The organism is Amycolatopsis nalaikhensis (genome assembly GCF_030264295.1).
Classification (GTDB): Bacteria; Actinomycetota; Actinomycetes; order Mycobacteriales; family Pseudonocardiaceae; genus Amycolatopsis; species Amycolatopsis nalaikhensis.
Window position 1 is genome coordinate 6,632,774 of the sequence record NZ_CP127173.1, and the last position, 25,552, is coordinate 6,658,325.

23 protein-coding genes and 4 pseudogenes are annotated in these 25,552 nt (G+C 71.5%); 22 read left to right on the forward strand and 5 right to left on the reverse strand.

Translation table 11 applies throughout. From position 1 onward, the window contains the following. The first annotated feature begins 131 nt into the window (after positions 1-131). The 3 genes from QP939_RS32470 to QP939_RS32480 are packed head-to-tail and all read left to right on the forward strand — an operon-like array spanning position 132 to position 2,205. The gene (locus QP939_RS32470; RefSeq protein WP_434219683.1) at positions 132-1,067 is read left to right on the forward strand and encodes a sugar kinase; all 936 of its coding nucleotides are present in this window, start codon (positions 132-134) and stop codon (positions 1,065-1,067) included. Next, a complete protein-coding gene (locus QP939_RS32475) occupies positions 1,064-1,822 on the forward strand; it encodes an IclR family transcriptional regulator (RefSeq protein ID WP_285450034.1) in 759 nt (252 codons plus the stop codon). Before QP939_RS32470 ends, QP939_RS32475 begins: the two co-directional genes overlap by 4 nt. After that, complete coding sequence (locus tag QP939_RS32480) at positions 1,822-2,205, forward strand: RidA family protein (RefSeq protein WP_285450035.1); 384 nt, start codon at positions 1,822-1,824, stop codon at positions 2,203-2,205. Before QP939_RS32475 ends, QP939_RS32480 begins: the two co-directional genes overlap by 1 nt. A 15-nt stretch (positions 2,206-2,220) precedes the next feature. On the opposite strand, the gene QP939_RS32485 is transcribed toward QP939_RS32480, so the two are convergent. The 3 genes from QP939_RS32485 to QP939_RS32495 all read right to left on the reverse strand — a co-directional run bounded on the left by QP939_RS32485 (position 2,221) and on the right by QP939_RS32495 (position 4,404). Then, positions 2,221-3,216, reverse strand: coding sequence for a 1-aminocyclopropane-1-carboxylate deaminase (locus QP939_RS32485; RefSeq protein WP_285450036.1), 996 nt, complete (start codon positions 3,214-3,216; stop codon positions 2,221-2,223). Continuing rightward, positions 3,213-3,848 carry a GntR family transcriptional regulator gene (locus tag QP939_RS32490; RefSeq protein WP_414641625.1) on the reverse strand — a complete coding sequence of 212 codons (636 nt, stop codon included), beginning with the start codon at positions 3,846-3,848 and terminating at the stop codon, positions 3,213-3,215. The genes QP939_RS32485 and QP939_RS32490 overlap by 4 nt, the downstream gene beginning before the upstream one ends. Positions 3,849-4,044: 196 nt before the next feature. Further along, positions 4,045-4,404: a DUF1844 domain-containing protein gene (locus QP939_RS32495; protein WP_285450039.1), complete on the reverse strand. Its 360-nt coding sequence runs from the start codon at positions 4,402-4,404 to the stop codon at positions 4,045-4,047. A 197-nt stretch (positions 4,405-4,601) separates the two neighbouring features. On the opposite strand from QP939_RS32495, the gene infC reads away from it, so the two are divergent. The 7 genes and pseudogenes from infC to pheT all read left to right on the forward strand — a co-directional run bounded on the left by infC (position 4,602) and on the right by pheT (position 11,370). Further along, positions 4,602-5,210, forward strand: coding sequence for a translation initiation factor IF-3 (gene infC, locus QP939_RS32500; protein ID WP_285459899.1), 609 nt, complete (start codon positions 4,602-4,604; stop codon positions 5,208-5,210). A gap of 74 nt (positions 5,211-5,284) precedes the next feature. Continuing rightward, a pseudogene (rpmI, locus tag QP939_RS32505) lies at positions 5,285-5,480 on the forward strand (50S ribosomal protein L35). A 68-nt stretch (positions 5,481-5,548) separates the two neighbouring features. Beyond that, positions 5,549-5,923, forward strand: coding sequence for a 50S ribosomal protein L20 (gene rplT / locus QP939_RS32510; protein ID WP_257926580.1), 375 nt, complete (start codon positions 5,549-5,551; stop codon positions 5,921-5,923). Positions 5,924-5,946: 23 nt separating this feature from the next. Continuing rightward, entirely contained in the window at positions 5,947-6,735 is a 789-nt protein-coding gene (locus QP939_RS32515; RefSeq protein ID WP_285450041.1) for a TrmH family RNA methyltransferase, read from the forward strand. A 50-nt stretch (positions 6,736-6,785) separates the two neighbouring features. Continuing rightward, positions 6,786-7,619, forward strand: coding sequence for a DUF6159 family protein (locus QP939_RS32520; RefSeq protein ID WP_285450043.1), 834 nt, complete (start codon positions 6,786-6,788; stop codon positions 7,617-7,619). A gap of 124 nt (positions 7,620-7,743) precedes the next feature. Further along, positions 7,744-8,806: pseudogene (gene pheS, locus QP939_RS32525) on the forward strand (phenylalanine--tRNA ligase subunit alpha). Beyond that, complete coding sequence (gene pheT / locus QP939_RS32530; protein WP_285450044.1) at positions 8,806-11,370, forward strand: phenylalanine--tRNA ligase subunit beta; 2,565 nt, start codon at positions 8,806-8,808, stop codon at positions 11,368-11,370. Before pheS ends, pheT begins: the two are co-directional and overlap by 1 nt. A gap of 326 nt (positions 11,371-11,696) precedes the next feature. Here the strand turns inward: pheT and QP939_RS32535 are convergent, their stop codons facing one another. Continuing rightward, entirely contained in the window at positions 11,697-12,386 is a 690-nt protein-coding gene (locus QP939_RS32535) for a DNA alkylation repair protein (RefSeq protein WP_285450045.1), read from the reverse strand. Positions 12,387-12,579: 193 nt separating this feature from the next. On the opposite strand from QP939_RS32535, the gene QP939_RS32540 reads away from it, so the two are divergent. Both QP939_RS32540 and QP939_RS32545 read left to right on the forward strand, forming a co-directional pair. Next, positions 12,580-14,160 (forward strand): alpha/beta hydrolase, encoded by a 1,581-nt coding sequence (locus QP939_RS32540; RefSeq protein WP_285450046.1) that lies wholly within the window; start codon positions 12,580-12,582, stop codon positions 14,158-14,160. A gap of 202 nt (positions 14,161-14,362) precedes the next feature. Beyond that, the gene (locus QP939_RS32545) at positions 14,363-14,860 is read left to right on the forward strand and encodes a helix-turn-helix domain containing protein (RefSeq protein WP_285450047.1); all 498 of its coding nucleotides are present in this window, start codon (positions 14,363-14,365) and stop codon (positions 14,858-14,860) included. Positions 14,861-14,959: 99 nt separating this feature from the next. Here the strand turns inward: QP939_RS32545 and QP939_RS32550 are convergent, their stop codons facing one another. Then, positions 14,960-15,922, reverse strand: coding sequence for a helix-turn-helix transcriptional regulator (locus QP939_RS32550; RefSeq protein ID WP_285450048.1), 963 nt, complete (start codon positions 15,920-15,922; stop codon positions 14,960-14,962). Between the two features lie 74 nt (positions 15,923-15,996). Here QP939_RS32550 and argC point away from each other — a divergent pair, with 74 nt between their 5' ends. The 10 genes and pseudogenes from argC (at position 15,997) to tyrS (ending at position 25,450) form a co-directional block, all read left to right on the forward strand. Continuing rightward, positions 15,997-17,025: an N-acetyl-gamma-glutamyl-phosphate reductase gene (gene argC, locus QP939_RS32555; protein ID WP_285450049.1), complete on the forward strand. Its 1,029-nt coding sequence runs from the start codon at positions 15,997-15,999 to the stop codon at positions 17,023-17,025. Next, entirely contained in the window at positions 17,022-18,182 is a 1,161-nt protein-coding gene (gene argJ / locus QP939_RS32560; protein ID WP_285450050.1) for a bifunctional glutamate N-acetyltransferase/amino-acid acetyltransferase ArgJ, read from the forward strand. Before argC ends, argJ begins: the two co-directional genes overlap by 4 nt. Next, a pseudogene (gene argB / locus QP939_RS32565) lies at positions 18,179-19,093 on the forward strand (acetylglutamate kinase); the annotation flags it as partial. The gene argJ and the pseudogene argB, both read left to right, overlap by 4 nt. After that, on the forward strand, positions 19,094-20,296 hold the full coding sequence (locus QP939_RS32570; RefSeq protein WP_285459900.1) for an acetylornithine transaminase: 1,203 nt from the start codon (positions 19,094-19,096) through the stop codon (positions 20,294-20,296). It abuts the pseudogene before it with no gap. Beyond that, a complete protein-coding gene (argF, locus tag QP939_RS32575) occupies positions 20,296-21,222 on the forward strand; it encodes an ornithine carbamoyltransferase (RefSeq protein WP_285450051.1) in 927 nt (308 codons plus the stop codon). The genes QP939_RS32570 and argF overlap by 1 nt, the downstream gene beginning before the upstream one ends. Beyond that, complete coding sequence (locus QP939_RS32580; protein WP_285450052.1) at positions 21,219-21,731, forward strand: arginine repressor; 513 nt, start codon at positions 21,219-21,221, stop codon at positions 21,729-21,731. The genes argF and QP939_RS32580 overlap by 4 nt, the downstream gene beginning before the upstream one ends. After that, positions 21,728-22,036, forward strand: a complete 309-nt coding sequence (locus tag QP939_RS32585; RefSeq protein ID WP_285450053.1) for an argininosuccinate synthase — start codon at positions 21,728-21,730, stop codon at positions 22,034-22,036. The genes QP939_RS32580 and QP939_RS32585 overlap by 4 nt, the downstream gene beginning before the upstream one ends. Before the next feature lie 15 nt (positions 22,037-22,051). Beyond that, a pseudogene (argH, locus tag QP939_RS32590) lies at positions 22,052-23,468 on the forward strand (argininosuccinate lyase). A gap of 45 nt (positions 23,469-23,513) precedes the next feature. Then, a complete protein-coding gene (locus QP939_RS32595; protein ID WP_285450054.1) occupies positions 23,514-24,143 on the forward strand; it encodes a DNA-3-methyladenine glycosylase in 630 nt (209 codons plus the stop codon). Positions 24,144-24,175: 32 nt separating this feature from the next. Further along, complete coding sequence (gene tyrS, locus QP939_RS32600; RefSeq protein ID WP_285450055.1) at positions 24,176-25,450, forward strand: tyrosine--tRNA ligase; 1,275 nt, start codon at positions 24,176-24,178, stop codon at positions 25,448-25,450. Positions 25,451-25,552 lie beyond the last annotated feature (102 nt).

Sequence of the window (25,552 nt, forward strand, 5' to 3'; positions counted from 1 at the left end):
TATGTTGCAACGACTGTTGCGCATTTTGAGTGCCATAGGTGTAGCATCCGGGTCGGCACAGGTCAACGGGGTGAAGGGCAGGGAGACGGAAAGTGACGAGCGGGCCCGAGGTGCTGTGTATCGGCGAGTCCATGGCGCTGTTCGTGCCCGCCGAACCCGGCCCGCCGGACGAGGTGAAGCGGTGGCTGCGCACGATCGGCGGCGCCGAGTCGAACGTGGCGTGCAACCTGCCGACGCTCGGGGTGCCGAGCGGCTGGGTGAGCGCGGTCGGCGACGACCCGTTCGGCCGCGCGATGCTGCGCGAGATCGCCGCCCACGACGTCGACGTCAGCGCGTGCGTCGTCGACCCGACGCGCCCGACCGGGCTCTACATCAAGGAAAGCGGCGCGGACGGCAGTCCGGTGCGCTACTACCGGACCGGCTCGGCCGCGTCCGGGATGGGGCCCGAGCTGCTGGACCGGCTGAACCTCGACGGCGTTCGCGTGCTGCACCTGTCCGGGATCACGCCCGCGTTGTCCGCCAGCTGCCTCGAGCTGGTGCGCGCGCTGCTGGACATGCCGCGCGGGGACCGGCTGATCTCCTTCGACGTCAACCTGCGGCCCGCGCTGTGGGGCGGCCGCGACCTCGGCCTGCTCGCCGAGCTGGCCGGGCGGGCCGACATCGTGCTGACCGGCGACGACGAGGCCGAGCGCGTGTGGGGGACCGGCGACCCGGCGCAGCTGCGCGCCCTGCTGCCGGGGCCGCGCACGCTCGTCGTCAAGCACGGCGAACGCGGCGCGACGCTGGTCGAGGGCGAGCCGCTGTTCGCGCCCGCGCTGAAGGTCGACGTCGTCGAGCCGGTCGGCGCCGGGGACGCGTTCGCCGCGGGCTTCCTGGCCGCGACCCTGCGCGGCGCGTCGCCGTTGGAGCGGCTTCGGCAGGGGCACCTGCAGGCCGCCGTCACCCTGCTCACCCACGACGACGTCGGGGTGCCGCTGCCGCGTCCGGTGGTGGATAGCCTGCTGGCGGCGGATCCGGACGAGTGGCGTTCGGTCCGGCTGACCGGAGAGGGCGTGGTGCGCACATGAGCCAGAGCCTGGACCGCGCTCTGACGCTGTTGACCTCGATCGCGAAGGACGCGCGCACCCTCGACGACCTCGCCGACGAGATCGGCGTGCACAAGTCGACGGTGCTGCGCCTGCTGCGCACCCTCGAACAGCACCACTTCGTCCGCCGCGAGGGAGCCAGGCACTACCGCCTGGGCAGCGCGATGTTCGACCTGGCCAACCAGGCGCTCGACTCGATCGACGTCCGGCGCAGCGCCCAGCCCGCGCTGTCCGCGCTCAACGCGCGCACCGGGCACACCGTGCACCTGGCCAGCTACGACGACGGCGAAGTCGTCTACATCGACAAGTACGAGGGCCGCCACTCGGTGCGGATGTACTCGCGCATCGGCAAGCGCGCGCCGCTGCACTGCACGGCCGTGGGCAAGGTGCTCGTCGCGGCGATGCCGCCGGCCCGGCGCGAGGAGATCGCGCGGTCGATCGACTACCCGGTGCTGACCCCGAACACGATCACCACCCCCGAGGCCTACCTCGCCGAGCTCGAGCGCGTCGACCGGCTCGGGTACGCCGTCGACAACGCCGAGCACGAGGACTTCATCCACTGCATCGCCGCACCGGTGCGCGGCGCGGACGGCGAAGTGCTGGCCGCCGCGTCGATGTCGGTGCCGAAGGTGCTGCTCGACTACGAAGGCCTGCTGGCGCTCGTGCCCGAACTGCGGGCCGCCACGAAGGAAGCTTCCGTCCACAGTGGATGGACGGAGAACGGAAAGGGGCACTGATGAGCAAGACGGCAGTTTCCACCGAGAACGCGCCGAAGCCGCCGGCGAAGTTCTCGCAGGCCGTCCGCAAGGGGAACCTGCTGCAGGTCGCGGGCCAGGTCGCGTTCGACCCGGCGACCGGCGCGATCGTCGGCGACGACGTCGTGGGCCAGACCCGGCAGACGTTCAAGAACATCGAGGCCGTGCTGGCCGAGGCGGGCGCGAGTCTCGCCGACGCGATCATGGTCCGCGTGTACCTGACCGACACGGCGCACTTCGCGCCGTTCAACGAGGTCTACAACGAACTGATCGGCGACGCGCCGCACGCCGCGCGCACGACGGTCTACGTCGGCCTCCCGGGCGAGCTGCTCGTCGAGATCGACGTCCTCTGCGTGCTGGACTGAGCCTTCGCCGGGCGGTCAGCCCAGAACGCTCGTGTAGCCGTTCAGGGCTGGCTGCCCGCCGAGGTGGGCGTAGAGGACGTTCGACTCGCGCGCGATCTCGCCGTTCCGGACGAGGTCCATCAGCCCGGCCATCGACTTGCCCTCGTAGACGGGGTCGGTGATCATCCCTTCCAGCCGCGCGCAGGTCTCGATGGCGTCGATGGTGGCCTTGTCGGGGATGCCGTAGATCCCGGCGTGGTAGCGGTCGTCCAGCTCGACGTCGGGGATTTCGCCGGCGCCGATCAGCTCGGCGGTGTTGCGCGCGATGCGCGTGATCTGCTCGCGCGTCTCTTCGGGCTTCGCGGAGGCGTCGACGCCGAGGATCCGGCGGTGCTTGTGCCCCGCCACCCCGGCGACCATGCCGCCTTGGGTGCTGCCGGTCACCGAGCAGACGACCACGGTGTCGAAGAAGACGCCGAGTTCTTCCTCCTGCTGTTCCAGCTCGACGATCCAGTTCGCGAAGCCGAGCCCGCCGAGCGGGTGGTCGGAGGCACCGGCGGGGATGGCGTAGGGCTTCCCGCCGTCGGCTTCGATCTCCGCGACGGCGTCTTCCCACGCCTGCTTGAACCCGATGCCGAACCCGGCTTGGACGAGCCGGACGTCCGCGCCGAGGATGCGCGAGAGCTGGATGTTGCCGACCTTGTCGTAGAGCGGGTCGTGCCAGTCGACCCAGCTTTCCTGCACGAGAACGGCCTTGAGCCCGGCCCGCGCCGCGGCGGCCGCGACCTGCCGGGTGTGGTTGGACTGGACACCACCGATGGAGACGAGCGTGTCGGCACCCTGCTTGAGCGCGTCGGCGACGAGGTACTCCAGCTTCCGCGTCTTGTTGCCGCCGAACGCGAGCCCGGAGTTGACGTCTTCGCGCTTGGCCCAGATCTTCGCGCCACCGAGGTGTTCGGTGAGCCGCTCCAGCGGGTGCACCGGCGACGGGCCGAACAGCAGCGGGTAGCGCGGGAAGTCGGCGAGGGTCATCGGTCCTCCAAGAGGTCGGTCCAGATCGTCGAGATGACGGAGACGGCGGTGCCGGTGTCGCGGGCTTCGAGGGCGTCGATGAGCCGGGTGTGGCGCTCGACGGAGTTCCAGGCGAGCGCGGAGCTGAACCGGGCGTGTTCGAGCCGCCGCAGCAGGGGGGTGTAGCGGTCGAGGGTCGCGGCGACGGCGGCGTTGCCCGCGAGCCGGACGGGGATGTCGTGCAGGTCGTCGTCCGCCTTGACGGCGGCTTTGACGTCGCCGGCTTCGATGGCTTTCGCGAACCGGTCGTTGGCCGCGCGCATGGCGGCGATGTCCTCCCGGCGGCACTTCGGCACGGCCTGCCGGACGGCGAACTCGTGCAGGAGCCGGACGATCTCCCGCGCGTCGAGGACGTCGGGCGACATGACTTCGGAGACGCGCGTGTAGCTCTGCGGCTTGGAGTCGACGAGGCCGTCGTCGGCCAGGCGGCGCAGGGCTTCGCGGACGGGTGCCTTGGAGAGGCCGAGCTGATCGGCGAGGTCGCCGTCGCGCAGGGGAGCGCCGGGCGGGAGGGAGCCGTCGACGATGGCGCCCCGGATGCGGTCGTACGCCTCGTCGCGCAGGAGCGGGCGGGTGACCTTCGAGAGACTCACATCTAACATGTTAGATGTCGGGTGGAGCGTCCGGCAACCTCCGGTCGCGTTGTCCACAGGTCGTCCGCGATGTGGACAGACCACCCCGGGCCGCCGCCCTTTCCGGGTTTTCGTCGGACGCCCCCGATACGCTGGACTGGGGACGCCCCCGGAGAGGGCGGGGGCTGGTCTGGCGGGGCCAGGCCCCGGGATTTCGTCAGTAAACGGGGCCGGTGTACTTCTCGCCGGGGCCCTGGCCGGGCTCGTCCGGCACGGCCGAAGCCTCGCGGAAGGCCCTCTGCAGTGACTGCAGGCCGTCCCGCAACGGGCCGGCGTGCAGCCCGAGGTACTCGGCCGAAGCCGTCACGAGCCCGGCGAGCGCGGTGATCAGGCGGCGCGCCTCGTCGAGGTCGCGGTGCGGGGACTTCTCGGGTTCGGCGTCGGCGAGGCCGAGCCGCTCGGCGCCGGCCGACAGCAGCATGACGGCCGCCCGGCTGATCACCTCCACGCTGGGGATCTCGGCCAGGTGGCGGTCGTCCGGGGAATAGGGGGCCTGTTCGGAGGGTTGATCTGACACGTCTGGTACCCTTCCACGAGCGACCAGCCCTCGAGCGATCGGGGGCGGCAAGTGGAGCCCCGCTCCCACCCGCGTCACCGTCCAGGTGGCCGGGTCCGGTCTCGCCCGGACGCCAGTCCAGGGTGAAGAAGTGTCCTCCGGGGCACGATCGGAACAGAGTGGGCCCCGCGCACCGACAGGTGACCGGGGCCTTCGCTATGTGGGCACCAGGTCGAAACGAGAACAGGAAACATTCCTCGGACCAAGGAGGCCCCATCAGCTCCGAGACACGCATCAACGACCGTATCCGGGTGCCGGAGGTCCGACTCGTCGGCCCCGCCGGCGAACAGGTCGGCATCGTCCGGATCGAGGATGCGCTGCGCCTGGCGCAGGAGAACGATCTCGACCTCGTCGAGGTCGCGCCGCAGGCCCGCCCGCCGGTGTGCAAGCTCATGGACTTCGGCAAGTTCAAGTACGAGAGCGCGCAGAAGGCCCGCGAGTCCCGTCGCAACCAGCAGCTGACCGTCATCAAGGAACAGAAGCTGCGCCCGAAGATCGACCAGCACGACTACGAGACCAAGAAGGGTCACGTGTCGCGGTTCCTGGCGGCAGGCAACAAGGTCAAGGTCACGATCATGTTCCGTGGTCGCGAGCAGTCCCGGCCGGAGCTCGGCTTCCGGCTGCTGCAGAAGCTCGCCGACGACGTGACCGAGCTGGGCTTCGTGGAGTCGTCGCCCAAGCAGGACGGTCGCAACATGATCATGGTGCTGGCCCCGCACAAGAACGTGAAGCCGAAGGCGAAGGCCGAGCCGGCCCCCGAAGGCTGACACAGCGTAAGCGCCGAGCACATGTCAGCGGCTCACCGGTTCTCCGGTGAGCCGCCGCACGAAAGAGGACAGAAATGCCGAAGATGAAGACCCACAGCGGGACGTCCAAGCGGATCCGCGTCACGGGCTCGGGCAAGCTGCGCCGCCAGAAGGCCGGTCGCCGCCACCTGATGGAGAAGAAGTCGAACCGCCTCACGCGCCGCCTCGAGGGCACCACCGAGCTTCTCGAAGACCGAGGCCGGCCGCGTCAAGCGCCTGCTCGGCATCTGATCCCGCAGAACTTGCAGTAACCACCCGGGGCGTCCCCCTTCGCCCCCTGAGATCGACAGGATGGACCCGTGGCACGCGTCAAGCGGGCGGTCAACGCCCAGAAGAAGCGTCGCGCAACTCTCGAACTGGCCAGCGGCTACCGCGGCCAGCGTTCGCGGCTGTACCGCAAGGCCAAGGAGCAGACGCTTCACTCGCTGAACTACGCCTACCGGGACCGCCGTGCCCGCAAGGGTGACTTCCGCCAGCTGTGGATCACCCGCATCAACGCGGCCGCCCGTGCCAACGGGGTGACCTACAACCGGTTCATCCAGGGCATCAAGGCCGCGGGTGTCGAGGTCGACCGCAAGATCCTCGCGGACCTGGCCGTCAACGACGCCGCCGCCTTCACCGCGCTGGCCGAGCTCGCCAAGGCCAACGTGAACACCGAAAAGAAGTCGGCCTGACCGGCAGCTTTCCCCGACCCGGGGTGGATCCGTTCACCGAGCGGACCCCCCGGGTCGTTGCTGCGCGCAAGCTGACGCGGCGCGCGGAGCGTGACAAGACCGGCCGGTTCCTGGCCGAAGGCGCCAACGCGGTCGAAGCGGCACTTGAGCACGGCACGGTGCACGAGCTGTTCGTCACCGAGCGCGCGGCGGCCCAGCACGCCGGCCTCCTCGACGCGGCCCGCGCGGCGGGCGTCCCCGTCTCACCGATCACCGACCGCGCCGCGGACGGGCTGTCGGAGACCGTGACCCCCCAGGGCATCGTGGCCGTCTGCGCGCTGCTGGACCGTCCCCTCGAGGAGGCCGTGACCCCGGCCGCCCGGCTCGTCGTGGTGCTGGTCGACGTCGCCGACCCCGGCAACGCGGGCACGGTGATCCGGGTCGCCGACGCGGCGGGCGCCGACGCCGTGGTCCTCGCGGGCGACACGGTCGACCCGCACAACGGCAAGTGCGTCCGCGCCGCCGCCGGCAGCCTGTTCCACCTGCCGATCGCGCGCGTCCGCGACGTCCCCGCCGCGCTGACGGCCTGCTCCGCCGCGGGCCTGCGCACGTTCGCCGCGCACGGCTACGCCGACGCCGAACTCGATCGGGTGGATCTCGCCGCGCCGACCGCGTGGGTGTTCGGCAACGAGGCCCACGGCCTGCCCGCCGACATCCTCGAGCGGACCGACCTCGCGGTCCGGATCCCCTTGTACGGCAAGGCGGAAAGCCTCAACCTCGCCACCGCGGCGGCGGTCTGCGTCTACACGAGCGCGATGGCGGCACACCGCTGACCAGCCACTAGGCTGCCCGGGTATCCATTGTGGTCACCCGGGGGGATTCCATGGGCAGGCTCGCCCGTTCCTACGCGTTGTTCGTCGCCTCGTTCCGGGTGCTGCGCGCCCACAAGGCACTCGCCTGGTTCCCGGTGCTGGCCGGGATCGCCGGATTGCTGGTCGCCGCGGCGTTCCTGACCCCGGCGTTCTTCACCGCGCACGTCGGAAGCGGCGACGTCCGGCCGGGCGTCGGCACCTGGGTGCTGCTCGCGGCGTTCTACGTCGCCTCGGCGTTCGTGACGGTCTTCTTCAACGCCGCCCTGATCTCCCAGGCGGACGTCGCGCTGCGGGGCGACGGCGGCCTGCCGAGCGTCGGCGCGGGCCTGGCCGCGGCCGGCCGCCGGTGGCCGTCGCTGCTCGGCTGGGCCGCCATCACCGCGACCGTCACCCTCGTCATGCGCACGCTCGAGGAGCGGCTCGGCTTCCTCGGACAGCTCGTCAGCGGCCTGATCGGCCTGGCCTGGCAGCTCACCACCTACCTCGTGCTGCCGTTCGTCGTGCTCGAAGGCACCGGGGTCCGCGACGGCGTCAAGCGCTCGGCCGAGCTGTTCCGCCGCACGTGGGGCGAGAACGTCGCCGGCAACGCGGGCATCGGCCTGGTCGGCTTCCTTCTCAGCCTGGTGGGCTACGCCGTGTTCCTCGGCGCGGGCTTCCTGCTCGGCGGCACGGCGACCGTGTTCGTCTGCGTCGGGCTGGCGATCGTCTGGACGCTGCTGGTGGCCGTCTTCACCACGACGCTGTCCGGGATCTACCAGACGGCCCTGTACCGCTACGCCGCCGACGGCGTGGTGCCCGGCGAGTTCGCGTCGATCGACTTCGCCGGCGCGTTCCGCGCGCGCTGACCGGGGTACGGGCCGACCGGGGGCGCGCGGACCCGATCCCATAGACTTTTCCCGCCTTTGACCTCTCGTGTGCCGAGTGTCCTGCGGAGCACGAACGACCAGTCCCAGCGGACGCCGAGGAGTTATGTCCGGAGCCAAGGAGAAGGAAGCCCAGGGCGCGGTACTCGCCCCCGAGACGCTGCAGGAGGCGGTCAAGGCCGCCGAAGCGGCGTTCGCCGCCGCGGCCGGGCTCGAAGCGCTGGCCGAGGTCAAGCCGGCGCATCTCGGTGACCACTCGCCGCTGCTGCTGGCCCGCCGCGAGATCGGCGCCCTGCCCAAGCAGGAGAAGGCCGAAGCGGGCAAGCGCGTCAACGAGGCCCGCCAGGCCGTCCAGGCGGCGTTCGACACCCGCCGTGCCGAGCTGCAGGCGGAGCGCGACGAGCGCGTGCTGCGCGAAGAGGCCGTCGACGTCACCCTCCCGTGGGACCGCGTCCCGCGCGGTGCCCGGCATCCGATCAGCACCATCTCCGAGCGCGTCGCCGACGCGTTCGTCGCGATGGGCTACGAGGTCGCCGAGGGCCCGGAAGCTCGAGGCCGAGTGGTTCAACTTCGACGCGCTGAACTTCGGCAAGGACCACCCCGCGCGCCAGCTGCAGGACACGTTCTACGTCGGCGAAGAGGACTCCGGCCTGGTGCTGCGCACGCACACCTCGCCGGTCCAGGCCCGCACCCTGCTGCACCGCGACCTGCCGGTGTACGTCGTCTGCCCCGGCCGCACGTACCGCACCGACGAGCTCGACTCCACCCACACCCCGGTGTTCACCCAGGTCGAGGGCCTGGCGGTGGACAAGGGCATCACGATGGCGCACCTCAAGGGCACGCTGGACGCGTTCGCCCGCGCGATGTTCGGCGAGAGCTCCAAGACCCGCCTGCGTCCGCACTTCTTTCCCTTCACCGAGCCGTCCGCCGAGGTGGACGTCTGGTTCGAGGAGAAGAAGGGCGGCCCCGGCTGGGTCGAGTGGGGCGGCTGCGGCATGGTCAACCCGAACGTGCTGCGCGCCTGCGGCGTCGACCCGGACGTGTACTCGGGCTTCGCCTTCGGCATGGGCATCGAGCGCACCCTGCAGTTCCGCAACGGGATCCCGGACATGCGCGACATGGTGGAAGGCGACGTCCGCTTCACCCTTCCCTTCGGAACGGAGGCGTAGTGCGAGTCCCAGTCAGCTGGCTGACCGAACACCTCGACATCGGCGAGGAGGTCACGCCGCAGGACCTGGCCGACGCGTTCGTGCGGATCGGGATCGAGGTCGACGACCTGAGCGAGCTCGGGCCGGTGACCGGCCCGCTGGTCGTCGGCCGGGTCGCCGAGATCGAGGAGCTCACCGAGTTCAAGAAGCCGGTCCGGTTCTGCCGCGTCGACGTCGGCGAGCCCGCCGAAGAGGCGGACGAGGTCGGCGAGGACGACGAAGACGAGGACGACGACGAAGCCGGCGAGCTCGACGAGGGCCCGCACGGGATCAAGACCCGCGGCATCATCTGCGGCGCCCGCAACTTCGCCGAGGGCGACCTGGTCGTCGTCGCGCTGCCGGGCGCGGTGCTGCCCGGCGACTTCGCCATCGCCTCCCGCAAGACGTACGGCCGCATCAGCGACGGCATGATCTGCTCGGCGCGCGAGCTCGGCCTCGGCGACGACCACACGGGCATCCTCGTGCTCCCGCCGGGCACCGCGAGCCCCGGCGACGACGCGAGCGAGCTGCTCGGCCTCGGCGACACGGTGATCGAGCTGGCCCCGACCCCGGACCGCGGCTACGCGCTGTCGGTCCGCGGCCTCGCGCGCGAGCTGTCGAACGCCCTCGACGTGCCCTTCGGCGACCCGGCGCTGCTCGAGGTCCCGGCGGCCGAGGGCGACGCCTGGCCGGTCCACGTCGAAGACCCGGAGGGCTGCCCGCGGTTCGTGCTGCGCCGGGTCACCGGCCTGGACGCGACCGCGCCGACGCCGTGGTGGATGCGCCGCCGGCTGATGCTGGCCGGCATCCGGTCGATCTCCCTGGCCGTCGACGTCACGAACTACGTGATGCTCGAGCTGGGGCACCCGCTGCACGCGTTCGCCACGAAGGCCATCCAGGGTGACCTGGTGGTGCGCCGGGCGAAGCCGGGCGAGAAGCTGACGACGCTGGACGACGTCGAGCGCGCGCTCGACCCGGACGACGTGGTGATCGCCGACGACAGCGGCGTGATCTCCCTCGCCGGCACGATGGGTGGCGCGAGCACCGAGATCACGCCGGAGAGCACGGACGTGCTGCTCGAGGCGGCGCACTGGAACCCGGCGGCGATCAGCCGCACGGCCCGGCGGCACAAGCTGTTCTCCGAGGCCGCCAAGCGGTTCGAGCGGTTCACCGACCCGCAGCTGTGCCCGGCGGCGGTCGAGCTGGCCGCCCGGCTGCTGCGCCAGTACGGCGACGCCGCGATCCAGCCCGGCCGCACGGACGAGGGCACGATCGAGCCGAACCCGGCCGTCGTGATGCCGATCAACCTGCCGGACAAGGTCGCGGGCGTGAACTACAAGCGCGGCGTGACGGTCCGCCGGCTCACCCAGATCGGCTGCAAGGTCTCGGTCGGCACGGGCGACGACGGCACCGGCCTGGTGACGGCGATCCCGCCGAGCTGGCGCGGCGACCTGAAGCAGCCGGCCGACCTGGTCGAAGAGGTCCTGCGGCTGGAGGGCTACGACAGCATCCCGTCGACGCTGCCCGCCGCCCCGGCCGGCCGCGGCCTGACCGAGAGCCAGCGGCGCGTCCGCGGGGTTTCGCGGGCGCTGGCCGAGGCGGGCTACGTCGAGGTGCGGCCGTTCCCGTTCATCGGCGACGCGGTGTGGGACGCGTTCGGCCTCCCGGCCGACGACGTCCGCCGCAACACGGTGGTGGTCCGCAACCCGCTGGAGGCCGACCGCAACCGCCTGGCGACGACGCTGCTGCCGGGTCTGCTGGACACGCTGCAGCGCAACGTGTCGCGCGGGATGAAGGACGTGTCGCTGTTCCACGTCGGCCAGGTGGTCCTCCCGGCCCCGAACCCGCTGAAGATCCCGGACCTGGGCGTAGACCGGCGCCCGACGGACGAGGAGCTGGCCCTCCTCGAGGCGGCGGTGCCGCAGCAGCCTTTGCACGTGGCGGTGGTCTTGGCGGGCCAGCGCAACCGCGCGGGCTGGTGGGGCCAGGGCGAGCAGGCGAACTGGGCGGACGCGGTCCAGGCGGCCCGCACGGTCGCCGAGGCGGCCGGGGTGGAGCTGACGGTCCAGGCGGCCGACCTGCCGCCGTGGCACCCGGGCCGCTGCGCCCAGCTCCGGGTAGGCGACTGGCCGGTGGGCCACGCGGGCGAGCTGCACCCGAAGGTGGTGGAGGCACTCGGCCTGCCGCCGCGCACGGTGGCGATGGAGCTGGACCTGGACGCGATCCCACTGCCGGACTCCCGCCCGGCGCCGAGCGTGTCGGGCTACCCGCCGGTGCTGCTGGACGTGGCCCTGGTGGCGGCGGAGGAGGTGCCGTCGGCGGACCTGGCATCGGTGCTGCGCGAGGGCGCGGGCGAGCTGCTCGAGGACATCACGCTGTTCGACGTGTACGCGGGCGAGCAGGTGGGCGAGGGCAAGAAGTCGCTGGCGTACAAGCTCCGCTTCCGCGCGGCGGACCGGACGCTGACGGTCGACGAGGCGACGAAGGCCCGCGACGCGGCGGTGGCCGCGGCGGGCGAGCGTTTCGAGGCGACGCTGCGCGCGTGAGGCCAGGCGCCTGAAGCGAGGCTGACGAAGAGGGGCTGGGCGACCGGCCCCTCTTCGCATGTCCAGGCGCGTGCGCGGAGCGAATGGCCGCGCGCTGGCGAGCCGGTCGCCTAGGTCCGTGAGCGGAGCGCCCTGTCGCGTGCCCGCGAGCCGACGACCCAAGCCTCCGAGCAGAGCGCCCGGCCGCACATCCGCTAGCCGTCGGCCCATGCGCGTGGGCGGAGCGCCTGGCTGCACACCAGCGAGCCGACGGCCCAGGCCCGCGCGAGCCGACCCGCTCGAACCCACAAACCAGCCCGACTCCACACCGCACCCGCGGCCATCCGTCAGCCGATGTGCTTCAGCGCCTCCCGCCGCGACAGCCCGGACAGCCCAGGGTGATCGTCCACGAAGGACCGAACCCAGTCCGGCGCCGTCTTCGCGTAGTCCCGCAGCGCCCATCCGATCCCCTTGCGCAGAAAGAACTCCGCCTCGCCGATCGCGGGCTCGATCGCCCGGGTGAGCAGGTCCGTGTCGGTGTCCTCCTTCGCCCCGACCTGGCAGATGATCGCCGTGCGCCGCCGCCAGAGATCGCGATCGGCCGCCCAGCGCAGAATGATCGGCGTAACCCTGGCCCGGTCGGCCCGCAGGATCGGCCCGATCCGGCGGATCGCCAGCTCGTCCACGTAGTCCCACCACGCCCCGCCGACGATCATTTCCTCGTACATCGACACCAGCTCGACGTCCTGCCACGGCCGGTATGTCCGGTATCCGGAAAGATCGATCGCCGCGTACCGTTCCTCGCGGAATTCGGCTCCCCGCCACAACTCCAGGACCGTCGCCGAATATGTCACCCGATCGGGCAATATGTGCTCGGCCAGCAGCCGCTTGAGGAGGCCGCTCCGCTCGGGCTTGGCCACCCCGCGGAACGCCATGTCCGACTTCATGTAAGCCCGCATTTCGGGCGCCTTCACCGGGTCGGCCAGCTCGGCCAACCCCGTGCGAATCGCTTTGACCAGCCGCAAGTCCGCGCCCATCCGTCCTCCCACCGCCCTCCGGCGATCCGCAGCGTACAACCGGGCACCGACGGTTCCCGGCCGCCGAAGACGGTCCAGGACCAGACGAAAGACGGATGGCGGAAGTCGCGGCGGTCGGCGAGATTGTCCAAGGTTGCCGGTAGTTTCGTCGAAATATGGCGAACTCTGTCGAATGCGGACGAAAAGGACGACTGTGAAAAGAATCGTTGCCGCCGTCGCCGCCGCGGGGCTCGCGGCCGGGCTGATGGCCGCGCCCGCCGCCTCGGCGGACTCCGGGGTGCAGTTCACCCCCGCGCCGATCGCCTGGGGGCCCTGCGCGTCGGCGAGCCTGAAGGCCAACGGAGCCGAGTGCGGCTTCCTCGAGGTGCCGATGGACTACGCGAAGCCGGGCGGGGCGAAGGTCTCCGTGGCGGTCTCGCGGATCAAGCACAAGACCGCCCAGTCGCAGGGCATCATGCTCGTGAACCCGGGCGGTCCTGGCGGTTCCGGCCTCGGCCTGTCGGTGCTCGGCAAGTACGTGCCGAACCACGCGGGCGACAACTACGACTGGATCGGCTTCGACCCGCGGGGCGTCGGCTCCAGCAAGCCCGCGATCAGCTGCGACGGGAACTACTTCAGCTACAACCGGCCGGCCTACGTGCCGACCACCCCGGGTCTCGAGCAGACGTGGCTGGCCCGCTCGAAGGGCTACGCCGACGCGTGCAAGAAGAACGGCGAAATCCTCGACCACCTGAAGACGACCGACGTCGCGCAGGACATGGACAGCCTGCGCAAGGCGCTGGGCGAGAAGCAGATCAACTACTACGGCTTCTCCTACGGCACCTACCTCGGCCAGGTGTACAGCACGCTGTACCCGAAGAACGTCCGCCGCATGGTGCTCGACGGCAACGTCGACCCGCGCAAGGTCTGGTACGAGGCCAACCTCGACCAGGACGTCGCGTTCGACAAGAACATCAAGATCTACTTCGGCTGGCTGGCGTCCTACGACAACGTCTACCACCTGGGCAAGACCGGCGCCGCGGTGGAGAAGCTGTGGTACGACACCCAGCGCAAGCTGGCGAAGAACCCGGCGGGCGGGGTGATCGGCGGCGACGAGTGGACCGACATCTTCCTGCAGGCCGGCTACTACGTCTTCGGCTGGGTCGACATGGCCAAGGCGTTCGACGGCTACGTGCACAAGGGTGACTGGCAGACGCTGAAGGACCTCTACGACTCTTCGAACCCGCCCGGCGACGACAACGGGTTCGCCGTGTACCTCGGCGTGCAGTGCACCGACGTGCAGTGGCCGACCAACTGGAACAAGTGGCGCGCCGACAACTGGCGGACCTACTTCAAGGCCCCGTTCGAGACGTGGGGCAACGCCTGGTTCAACGCGCCGTGCGCGTTCTGGCCGGCGAAGGCGGGCAAGCCGGTGAACATCGACGGCCGCGGTGTCCCCGGCGCGCTGCTGATCAGTGAAGAGCTCGATGCCGCCACGCCGTACCCGGGCAGCCTCGAGGTCCGGAAGCGGTTCCCGAACTCGAGCCTGATCAGCGCGCCGGGCGGGACGACCCACGCCGGTTCGCTGTCCGGGGTGTCCTGTGTGGACGACAAGGTCGCCGACTACCTGGCCACCGGCAAGCTGCCGCAGCGCCAGCCCGGCAACCACTCGGACGTCCAGTGCAGCCCGGTGCCGCCGCCGGTGCCCGACGGTGCCGCGGCGCAGAAGTCCGACAGCACCGCGAAGGCCGCGCAGGAGAAGCAGAGCACCTTGGCCCAGCTGCTGCACTTCTGAGCGAAGAGCACGCCATCCGCTGCCCCGGTCCGGTTCGCCCGGACCGGGGCAGCGTCTTGTCGGCCGGTGTCTCATCGTCGCCTCCCGATCACGTGGTGTGGTGTCCGGGAGGTTAGGGGAGGGGTCTGACAATTCCGGAGCGAAACCGGCCGTGAGCAGTGCGTGCCCGAAAATTGTCGGGGGTGCGCGCTAGCTTCGCGGCATGTCGATCATCGAAGAGCGCCGGACCGAGGTCCGGGCACAGGACATCACCTACCGGATCGCGGTCGCCACCAGGACGGACGTCGACCGCGCCGAACCCACGCCCAGGGTGATGATCACCCTGGAAGCCGGCGGGCCCGAGGGCCAACCGGTCGCCGAGGGCAGCCTCGACCTGGACGTCGCGGTGGCGGCCCAAGTGGCCGACCTCGTCGCGGACGGGCTGCTGTCCGCGACGGCCACCGGCCGCGCACCGCGGCGAAGATCCGCGGGCCGTCCTGCCCAGCAGGGCCGCCCGTGGAACGCGGAGATGGACGCGGAGCTGGAGAGCCGGTGGATCGAGGGCCAGAGCGTCGCGGAGATCGCGGCGTACTTCGAGCGCACCCACGGCGGCATCCGCGCCCGTCTGCCCCGCGTGGGCTGCGACCCGGAGAACCCGGGCCGCTACCTCCCCGTGCCGCCGAGCAGGCGCACCGACCTGGACGGAGGTGACCCCGACTGAGCCGAGCCGGCCGGCCGGTCCACTGTGGACCGGCCGGCCCCGGTCGGCGAGTGGAGCGAAAGGGGAGGAAAGACAATGCCACGTAATCAGGGCGGCCGGCTATGTCCGCACGCCCGCTCCCGCCGCGGCTCGGTCCGCGAGCACCTTCAGGTGTGCGACCAGTTCCGGTGGCTCCTCGACGGTGAACGCGCACCCGAGCCCCAGCAACCGGAAGGCGAGCCAGTCCAGCGTGTCCGGGTGACTGCGCCACCGGCACCCGCCCTCGTCGAGGTCGGTCAGCTCGCCGGGCGCGGCGCCGAGCCGGGGGCCCACCCGGGCCGCTGGTTCTGCCAGCACGGCCACCGCGCGGTACGTCGGCGCCAGGTCGTAGAGCCGGTCGACGACGAAGGCCGCCAGGTCCGTCGCGGGTGGCCGCCGCGGCGTGATCCGGCCGCCCGTCGCCTGGGCGTCGCGGATCCGGTCGGCGCGGAAGATCCGCCAGTCCGCCCGGTCGAGGTCGTAGGCGATCAGGTACCAGCGGCGCCCGGTGGCGACCAGCCGCAGCGGCTCGGCCCGGCGCCGCGTCTCGGCGCCGTCGTTCGCGCGGTAGCGGAAGCGGACCGTCTCGTGGTTGGTGATCGCTCCGGCGAACACCGTCAGCTGGGCCGGGTCCACGGCGGGCCCGGCCGACGGCACGGCGACGGTCGCCGTGCCGAGCGTGCCCACCCGGCGGCGCAGCCGCGCCGGCAGGACCTGCTCCAGCTTGGCCAGCGCCCGCACCGACGCTTCCTCGATTCCGGCGACGGCCTGCCCCGCGGCGGTCCGCAAGCCCACCGCGATCGCGACGGCTTCCTCGTCGTCGAGCACCAGCGGCGGCATCGCGGTCCCCGCGACCAGGCGGTATCCACCCGCGACGCCGCGGCTGGCCTCCACCGGGTAGCCGAGCTCGCGCAGCCGGTCGATGTCGCGGCGGATGGTGCGCGGGCTGACGCCGAGCCGGTCGGCCAGCTCGCTGCCCGGCCACTCACGCGGTGTCTGGAGCAGCGAAAGCAGGCCGAGCAGCCGGGCCGGGGTGTCCGTCATGCCCCCAGCATCCCAAGGTGGCGGCCACCACTCCGGGTTTGTTTAGACTTGCAAGGGCGTGCATAATCATGCGTATGACGGTGAACATCGCGGTGGCCGGAGCCAGCGGGTACGCGGGTGGTGAGCTGCTGCGCCTGCTCCTGACCCATCCCGAGGTCGAGATCGGCGCGCTCACGGCCGCCAGCAGCGCGGGCACGAAGCTCGGCGTCCACCAGCCCCATTTGGTCCCGCTCGCCGACCGAGTCCTGGTCGAGACCACGCCGGAGACCCTCGCCGGGCACGACGTCGTCTTCCTCGCGCTGCCCCACGGGCACTCGGCGGAGATCGCGGCGAAGCTCGGCCCGGACGTCCTGGTCGTCGACCTCGGCGCCGACCACCGCCTGGCGGACTCCGCCGACTGGCAGCGCTGGTACGGCGGCGACCACGCCGGCCAGTGGCCGTACGGCCTGCCCGAGCTGCCCGGCGCCCGCGAGAAGCTCGCCGGCACCAAGCGCGTCGCGGTGCCCGGCTGCTTCCCGACCGGCGGATCGCTGGCCTTGGCGCCCGCGCTCGCCGCCGGGCTGGTCAAGCCGGACGTCACGGTCGTCGCGGTCACCGGCACCTCCGGCGCCGGCAAGAGCCTCAAGCCGAACCTGCTCGGCTCCGAGGTGATGGGCTCGGCGAGCGCGTACGGCGTCGGCGGCGCCCACCGCCACACCCCCGAGTTCGCGCAGAACCTCTCGGCCGTCGCGGGGGAGAAGGTCACCGTGTCCTTCACCCCGGTGCTCGCGCCGATGCCCCGCGGCATCCTCACCACGGCGAGCGCCCCGCTGAAGGGCGACGTCGACGAGGCCGCCGCCCGCGAGGCCTACGAAAAGGCCTACGACGCCGAGCCGTTCGTCCAGCTGCTGCCCGCGGGCGCGTGGCCGACGACCTCGGCGACGCTCGGCTCGAACAACGTCCAGCTGCAGGTCACGGTCGACGCCGACGCGAAGCGCCTGGTCGTCGTCGCCGCGATCGACAACCTCACCAAGGGCACCGCCGGCGGTGCCGTCCAGTCGATGAACCTGGCCCTCGGCCTCCCCGAGACCACCGGCCTTTCCACCGTAGGAGTGGCACCGTGACCGTCACCGGCCCGCAGGGCTTCCGCGCCGCCGGCGTCGCCGCCGGGATCAAGGCCTCCGGCGCGCTCGACCTGACCCTGGTCGTCAACGACGGCCCGCTCGACGTCGCGGCGGGCGTGTTCACGCGCAACGTCATCAAAGCGGCCCCGGTGCTGTGGTCGCAGGAGGTGCTCAAGCAGCAGCGGCTCAAGGCCGTCGTCCTCAACTCCGGCGGTGCCAACGCGGCCACCGGCCCCGGCGGCTTCCAGGACACCCACGCGACGGCCGAGAAGGTCGCCGACGTCCTCCAGGTGGGCGCGATCGAGGTCGCCGTCTGCTCGACCGGCCTGATCGGCGAGCGGCTGCCGATGGACGCGGTGCTGTCCGGTGTGGACACCGCCTTCAAGGCCCTCGACGCGAGCGCCGAGGCGAGCCTCAACGCCGCCAAGGGCGTGATGACCACCGACACGAAGCCGAAGCAGGCCTTCGCGAAGCACGAAAAGGGCTGGAGCGTCGGCGGCTTCGCCAAGGGCGCGGGCATGCTCGCCCCGAACCTCGCCACCATGCTTTCGGTCCTGACCACCGACGCCGTGGTGGACAAGGAAACCCTCGACCGCGCCCTGCGCGGGGCCACCCACGTCACCTTCGACCGGCTCGACGTCGACGGCGGCACGTCCACCAACGACACCGTCCTGGTCCTGGCCTCCGGCGCGAGCGGCGTCGAGCCGACCGAAGCCGAGCTCACCGAGCTGCTCACCACCGTCAGCCTCGACCTCGTGCTCCAGCTGCGCGCGGACTCCGAAGGCGCGACGAAGGACGTCAACGTGACCGTCCAGGGCGCGGAGACCGAGGCGGACGCGATCGCGGTGGCTCGCACGATCGCCGAGGACAACCTGGTCAAGACGGCGCTGTTCGGCTCCGACCCGAACTGGGGCCGGATCGCGATGGCGCTGGGCCGCGTCCCGGCGACCATCGACCCGGAGCGGGTGTCGATCGCGATCAACGGCGTCACCCTGTTCGCGCAGGGGATGCCCGCCGCCGACCGGACGGAGGCGGACCTCACCGGCCGCGCCATCGAAATCGTCGTCGACCTCGGTGTCGGCGGCGAGGCGGCCACCATCTACACCACCGACCTTTCGCACGGTTACGTCGAAGAGAACAGCGCGTACTCCTCATGAACCAGGAGGCACTGATTTCCGCGGACGAACGACTCGCGACGGCGGCCGAAAAGGCCGGGGTGCTCATCGAGGCGCTGCCGTGGCTGCAGCGCTTCCACGGCGCGACGGTGGTGGTGAAGTACGGCGGCAACGCCATGATCGACGACGAGCTGAAGGCGGCCTTCGCCGAGGACATGGTGTTCCTCCGGCTGGCCGGCCTGCGTCCGGTCGTCGTGCACGGCGGCGGCCCGCAGATCACCGCGATGCTCAAGCGCCTCGGCGTCGAAGGCGAGTTCAAGGGCGGCCTGCGGGTCACCACGCCGGAGACGATGGACATCGTCCGGATGGTGCTCACCGGGCAGGTCAGCCGGGAGCTCGTCGGGCTGATCAACGCGCACGGCCCGTACGCGGTCGGCATCTCCGGCGAGGACGCCCGGCTGTTCACAGCGGAGCGCAAACAGGCCACTGTGGACGGTGAGCAGGTCGACATCGGCTTGGTCGGCGAGGTCGCCGAAGTCAACCCGGACGCCGTGCTCGACATCGTCAACGCCGGGCGCATTCCGGTCGTCTCGACGGTGGCCCCGGACATCGACGGCGTCGTGCACAACGTCAACGCCGACACGGCCGCGGGTGCGCTGGCGGCCGCGCTGGGCGCCGAAAAGCTCGTCGTGCTCACCGACGTCGAAGGCCTCTACGCGAACTGGCCCGACCGCTCGTCGCTGATCGACCGCATCCGCGTCGACCACCTCGAGCCGATGCTGCCCACCCTGGCCAGCGGCATGATCCCGAAGATGGAGGCGTGCGTGCGCGCCATCCGCGGCGGCGTGCGCCGGGCGCACGTGATCGATGGCCGCCTCGCCCACTCGGTCCTGCTGGAGGTCTTCACCTCGCGCGGCATCGGCACCATGGTCTTCCCCGAAACGGAGCTTCCCGTGACCGACCTCAAGTCCAATGTGGATGGCCAGACGCACTGGCAGTCCGCCCTGATGGACAACTACGGCACCCCGGCGCTGACCCTCGTGCGCGGCGAAGGCGCGAAGGTGTGGGACGCCGAGGGCAAGGAGTACCTCGACCTGGTCGGCGGCATCGCGGTCAACGCGCTCGGCCACGCCCATCCGGCGATCGTCGAGGCCGTCACCGCGCAGATCAAGCAGCTCGGCCACACCTCGAACCTCTACGTCAACCCGGTCGCGGTCGAGCTCGCCGAGGCGCTGCTCGACGTCGCCGGCCTCACCGGCAACGGCAAGGTGCTGTTCGTCAACTCCGGCGCCGAGGCCAACGAAGCCGCGTTGAAGATCAGCCGCCTGACCGGGCGCACGAAGGTCGTCGCGGCCGAGGGCGCGTTCCACGGCCGCACCATGGGCGCGCTGACGCTCACCGGCCAGCCCGGCAAGCGCGACCCGTTCAAGCCCCTGGTGCCCGGGGTGGAGCACGTGCCGTTCGGCGACGTCGAGGCGCTCAAGGCGGCCGTCGACACCGACACCGCGGCCGTGTTCCTGGAGCCGGTGCTCGGCGAGGCGGGCGTGATCCCCGCGCCGGACGGCTACCTGCAGGCTGCCCGCGAGATCACCAAGGCCACCGGCACGCTGCTGGTGCTCGACGAGGTGCAGACCGGCCTCGGCAGGCTCGGCACGTGGTTCGGCTACCAGCAGGCCGGCATCGTCCCGGACGTGATCACCCTGGCCAAGGGCCTCGGCGGGGGCCTGCCGCTCGGTGCGGTCATCGGCGTCGGCGCGGCCGGCGACCTGCTCAAGCCGGGTCAGCACGGCACGACCTTCGGCGGCAACCCGGTGTGCTGCGCGGCCGGTCTCGCCGTGCTGAAGACCATCGCCGCCGACGGCCTCCTCGACCACGTTTCCGCGCTGGGCAAGGACATCGCGGCCGGCGTCGAGGCGCTGGACCACCCGCTCGTCGGCGGGGTGCGCGGCGCCGGCCTGCTGCTCGGCATCGCGCTGCGCGAGCCCGTCTCGGCGAAGGTCGCCAAGACCGTCCAGGACGCCGGTTACCTCGTCAACCCGGTCGCGCCGGACACCATCCGGCTCGCGCCGCCGCTCGTGCTCGACGCCGACCAGGCCGCCGGTTTCCTCTCCGCACTCCCGAACGCGCTCGACTCCACCACGAAGGACTCCGACTGATGCTGCGCCACTTCCTCCGCGACGACGACGTCAGTCCCGCCGAGCAGAAGGCCATCCTCGACCTGGCCGACCAGCTCAAGGCCGACCCGCTGGGCAACAAGGCGCTGGCCGGCAAGTCGGTCACGGCGATCTTCGAGAAGAACTCGACCCGCACGCGGTTCTCGTTCGAGGTCGGCATCAGCCAGCTCGGCGGGCACCCGGTGATCGTCGACGGCCGGTCCATGCAGCTCGGCCGCGAAGAGACCATCGAGGACACTTCGCGAGTGCTGTCGCGGTACGTCGACGGGATCGTCTGGCGGACCTTCGCGCAGAAGCGCATCGAGGCGATGGCCTCGGCGGCGTCGATCCCGGTGGTCAACGCGCTGACCGACGAGTTCCACCCGTGCCAGGTGCTCACCGACCTGATGACGATCCGGGAGCGCAAGGGCAAGCTCGAGGGGCTCACCCTCGTCTACCTCGGCGACGGCGCCAACAACATGGCCCACTCGCTGCTGCTCGGCGGGGTCACCGCCGGCATGCACGTCCGGGTCGTCTCGCCGGTCGGTTTCCAGCCGGACCAGGGCGTGATGCTGGACGCGAAGAAGCGGGCGGGCGAGACGGGCGGCAGCGCCACCGTCTTCACCGACCCGTACGCGGCCGTCGCCGGCGCGGACGTGCTGGTCACCGACACGTGGACGTCGATGGGCCAGGAGAACGACGGCCTCGACCGGGTCGGCCCGTTCCGCGCCCTGCAGGTCAACACCGAACTGCTGAAGAAGGCCGCGGACGACGCGATCGTCCTGCACTGCCTGCCCGCGCACCGCGGCTGGGAGATCACCGACGAGGTGATCGACGGCCCGGCCAGCGCGGTGTGGGACGAGGCGGAGAACCGCCTGCACGCGCAGAAGGCCCTGCTGGTCTGGCTGTTCGAAGAGAGCCGACGATGACCAGCAGCCGGGTGGGCAGGCAGGCGCGGATCACCGAGCTGGTCTCGACCATGACGATCCGCAGCCAGACCGAGCTGGCCAAGCTGCTGGCCGCCGAAGGCATCGAGGTCACGCAGGCGACGCTCTCGCGCGACCTCGACGAGCTGGGCGCGGTCAAGCTGCGCGGCCCGGACTCGGGTGCGCCGGTCTATGTCATCCCCGAGGACGGCAGCCCGGTCCGCGGGGTGCAGGGCGGCACCTCGCGGCTCTCCCGGCTGCTCGCCGAGCTGATGGTTTCGGCCGATTCGTCGGGCAACCTGATGGTGCTGCGGACGCCGCCGGGCGCGGCGCAGTTCCTGGCCAGCGCGATCGACCGAGCGGCGCTCGAAGAGGTCGTCGGCTCCATCGCGGGCGACGACACGGTCGCCGTGATCGCCCGGGAACCGTTGACGGGCAAGGAACTGGCCGAACGCTTCGCGGCCCTCGCGCAGCGCTCGGCCCAAGACCACGGAGACGAAGGACCACCATGACCGCGCTCGCCGACATCTTTCCCGCCGAGGGGGAGTTCCTCGCCCCGGACGAACTCGTGATCACCTTCGATCGCGGGATCCCGGTGGCGATCGACGGCGAGACCGTTTCCGTGGCCGAGGCGCGTCGGATGCTGTGCGCGCGTGGTGAGGCGCAGCGGATAGGCCGCAGTGAGGCGTGCGCCGCGCTCGAACGGCGGATCGGGCGCGGATGCGCCAACCTGGCCGATGCAGTGTCGGGCGAAGTCCGCCTTGTGCTCTACGACGGCCGCGTGACGGCCGAAGACTTGAATCCGACGAACACCTGAGGAGAAGCGAGAACAGTGAGCGGGAACGAGCAGCCGGTGCAGCTGTGGGGCGGCCGGTTCGCCAGCGGTCCGGCGGAGGCCATGGCGGCGCTGAGCGCGTCGACGCACTTCGACTGGCGCCTGGCGCCCTACGACATCGCCGGCTCCCGCGCGCACGCCCGCGTGCTGCGCAAGGCGGGCCTGCTCACCGACGACGAGCTGACCGGCATGCTGGCCGCGCTGGACGCGCTCGCCCAGGACGTCGCGTCGGGGGAGTTCACCCCGACGATCGCCGACGAGGACGTGCACACGGCCCTCGAACGCGGCCTGCTCGAGCGGGCGGGCACCGAGCTCGGCGGCAAGCTCCGGGCGGGCCGCTCGCGCAACGACCAGGTCGCCACGCTCTTCCGGATGTGGCTGCGCGACGCCGCCCGGCGCGTCGTCGCGGGCACGCTCGACGTCGTCGACGCCCTCGTTTCGCAGGCCAAGCGGCACCCGGACGCGATCCTGCCCGGCCGCACGCACCTGCAGCACGCGCAGCCGGTGCTGCTTGCGCACCACCTGATGGCCCACGGCCAGGCCCTGCTGCGCGACGTCTCGCGGCTGCAGGACTGGGACGCCCGCACGGCCGAGTCGCCGTACGGCTCGGGCGCGCTCGCCGGCTCGTCGCTGGGGCTCGACCCCGAGGCCGTCGCCGAGGAGCTGGGCTTCGCGACCAGCGTCGAGAACTCCATCGACGGCACGGCGTCGCGGGACTTCGTCGCCGAGTTCGCCTTCGCCGTCGCGATGCTCGCGGTGAACCTGTCCCGGATCGCCGAAGAGGTGATCATCTGGAACACCGCCGAGTTCGGCTACGTCACGCTGGACGACGCCTGGGCCACCGGCAGCTCGATCATGCCGCAGAAGAAGAACCCGGACGTCGCCGAGCTGACCCGCGGCAAGGCGGGCAGGTTGATCGGCAACCTGACCGGGCTGCTGGCCACGCTGAAGGCGCAGCCCCTGGCCTACAACCGCGACCTGCAGGAGGACAAGGAGCCGGTGTTCGACTCGGTCGAACAGCTCGAGCTTCCTGTTCCCGGCGATCGCCGGCATGCTCGCCACCCTGACGTTCCACACCGACCGGCTCGCCGAGCTGGCGCCCGCCGGGTTCACCCTGGCCACCGACATCGCGGAGTGGCTGGTGCGCCAGGGCGTCCCGTTCCGCGTCGCGCACGAGGCGGCGGGGGAAAGCGTCCGCGTCGCCGAGGCCCGCGGCGTCGGCTTGGACGAGCTGACCGACGAGGAGTTCGAGAAGATCAACCCGGCGCTCACGCCCGCGGTGCGCGACGTCCTCACCGTCGAAGGCTCGGTGAAGTCCCGCAACGCCCGGGGCGGCACGGCGCCGGAGCGGGTCGCCGAACAGCGCGCGCGGCTCGAAGAGCGCGTCACCGCGGCCCGTCAGTGGCTCAACTGAGCCGCTGGTTACGCTCGATCCGGCCATCGGGCGAGGGGAGAGCGTGTGAGTGACCGGCTGTTCACCCGTGAGGAGCTGGCGCTCGACCCGGTCGACCTGGCCCAGCTGCTGCTCGGCTCGGTGCTGGAAGCCGACGGTCCCGACGGCACCGTCGGCGTCCGGCTGGTCGAGGTGGAGGCCTACCGCGGCCAGGACGATCCGGCGTCGCACTGTTACCGCGGCCGGACCCCGCGCAACGCCGTCATGTGGGGCCCGGCGGGTCACCTGTACGTGTACTTCGTGTACGGGATGCACTTCTGCGCGAACATCGTCGGCTCCCACGACGGCGTGGCCGGCGCGGTGCTGCTGCGGGCGGGCGAGGTCGTCGAAGGCCTCGACGTCGTCCGCAAGCGGCGCCCGGCCGCGCGGGGGACCGGCGAGCTGGCGAAGGGCCCGGCCATCCTCACGTCGGTGCTGCGCATCGACCGCGAGCAGAACGGCGCCGACCTGACCGACCCGGCGTCGCCGGTCCGGCTGCGGGTCGGCGAGCGCGTCCCGGCGGAGTCGATCCGGACGGGGCCGCGCGTCGGCGTCGCGATGGCGATGGACACGCCGTGGCGGTTCTGGGTCGACGGATCGCCCGCGGTGTCCACCTACCGCCGCGGCGGGAAGCGGCGGGTCCGACCCGCCAGTTAGTCGGTTGACCTGGTACGGGAGGATCTACAGGCGTGAGCGAACACATCCTCGACGAGCTGTCCTGGCGCGGCCTCATCGCGCAGTCCACCGACATCGACGCCCTCCGGCGCGAGCTCGACCAGGGTCCCGTGACGCTCTATTGCGGCTTCGACCCGACCGCGCCCAGCCTGCACGCCGGCAACCTCGTCCCGCTGCTCATGCTCAAGCGCTTCCAGCGGGCCGGGCACCGGCCGATCGTGCTGGCCGGCGGCGCGACCGGGATGATCGGCGACCCGCGGGACACCGGTGAGCGCACGCTGAACACGCTCGACGTCGTCGCCGAGTGGGCCGGGCGCATCCGCGGCCAGCTGGAGCGGTTCGTCGACTTCGACGACTCGCCGACCGGCGCGATCGTGGAGAACAACCTCAACTGGACCGGGAAGCAGACGTCCCTGGAGTTCCTCCGCGACATCGGGAAGCACTTCTCGATCAACGTCATGCTCAACCGGGAGACGGTGAAGCGCCGGCTCGAGGGCGACGGCATGTCGTACACCGAGTTCAGCTACCTGCTCCTGCAGTCGCAGGACTACGTGCAGCTGTACCGCCAGTACGGCTGCAAGCTGCAGGTCGGCGGGTCCGACCAGTGGGGCAACCTGGTCGGCGGGGTCGACCTGATCCGCCGGACCGAGGGCGCGAGCGTGCACGCGCTGACCGCGCCGCTGGTCACCGACGCCGAGGGCCGCAAGTTCGGCAAGTCCACCGGCGGCGGGAACCTCTGGCTCGACCCGGGGATGACCTCGCCGTACGCCTGGTACCAGTACTTCGTGAACGTGGGCGACGCCGACGTCATCCGCTACCTGCGGATGTTCACCTTCCTCGGCCAGGAGGAGATCGCCGCGCTGGCGGAGGACACCGAACAGCGCCCCCACCTGCGGGCCGCGCAGAAGCGGCTGGCGGAGGAGTTCACCACGCTGGTGCACGGCGAGGAGCAGACCCGGCAGGTGATCAACGCGAGCCAGGCCCTGTTCGGCCGCGGCGAGCTGGGCGAGCTCGACGAGCGCACGCTCGACGCGGCGATGGCCGAGGTGCCGAACGGCAAGGTCGACCCGTCCGGTGACGCGACGATCGTCGACCTGCTGCTCGCCGCGGGGCTCGTGGACAGCAAGGGCGCCGCGCGCCGCACCCTCAAGGAGGGCGGCGCGTACGTCAACAACGTGAAGATCGCGGACGAGGAGTGGAAGCCCTCCCGCGAGGACGCCCTCCACGGCAAGTGGTTCGTCGTCCGCAAGGGCAAGCGGAACGTCGCCGGCGTCGCGCTCGGCGGCTGATCGGCCCCCGCGGCCCGAAACAGCGCCCTGACCTGCGGGAACGCGGTTAAGGGACCCCCCTGTTCCGGGCCCTCGGAGGGGGTGTAAAGTTCTTCAAGTCGC

Coding starts and splice junctions, on each gene's coding strand:
- QP939_RS32470 (WP_434219683.1), top strand. CDS start 132: ATGGCGCTGTTCGTGCCCGCCGAACCCGGCCCGCCGGACGAGGTGAAG.
- QP939_RS32475 (WP_285450034.1), top strand. CDS start 1,064: ATGAGCCAGAGCCTGGACCGCGCTCTGACGCTGTTGACCTCGATCGCG.
- QP939_RS32480 (WP_285450035.1), top strand. CDS start 1,822: ATGAGCAAGACGGCAGTTTCCACCGAGAACGCGCCGAAGCCGCCGGCG.
- QP939_RS32485 (WP_285450036.1), bottom strand. CDS start 3,216: ATGACCCTCGCCGACTTCCCGCGCTACCCGCTGCTGTTCGGCCCGTCG.
- infC (WP_285459899.1), top strand. CDS start 4,602: ATGTGGGCACCAGGTCGAAACGAGAACAGGAAACATTCCTCGGACCAA.
- QP939_RS32520 (WP_285450043.1), top strand. CDS start 6,786: ATGGGCAGGCTCGCCCGTTCCTACGCGTTGTTCGTCGCCTCGTTCCGG.
- QP939_RS32535 (WP_285450045.1), bottom strand. CDS start 12,386: ATGGGCGCGGACTTGCGGCTGGTCAAAGCGATTCGCACGGGGTTGGCC.
- QP939_RS32545 (WP_285450047.1), top strand. CDS start 14,363: ATGTCGATCATCGAAGAGCGCCGGACCGAGGTCCGGGCACAGGACATC.
- QP939_RS32550 (WP_285450048.1), bottom strand. CDS start 15,922: ATGACGGACACCCCGGCCCGGCTGCTCGGCCTGCTTTCGCTGCTCCAG.
- argC (WP_285450049.1), top strand. CDS start 15,997: ATGACGGTGAACATCGCGGTGGCCGGAGCCAGCGGGTACGCGGGTGGT.
- argF (WP_285450051.1), top strand. CDS start 20,296: ATGCTGCGCCACTTCCTCCGCGACGACGACGTCAGTCCCGCCGAGCAG.
- QP939_RS32580 (WP_285450052.1), top strand. CDS start 21,219: ATGACCAGCAGCCGGGTGGGCAGGCAGGCGCGGATCACCGAGCTGGTC.
- QP939_RS32585 (WP_285450053.1), top strand. CDS start 21,728: ATGACCGCGCTCGCCGACATCTTTCCCGCCGAGGGGGAGTTCCTCGCC.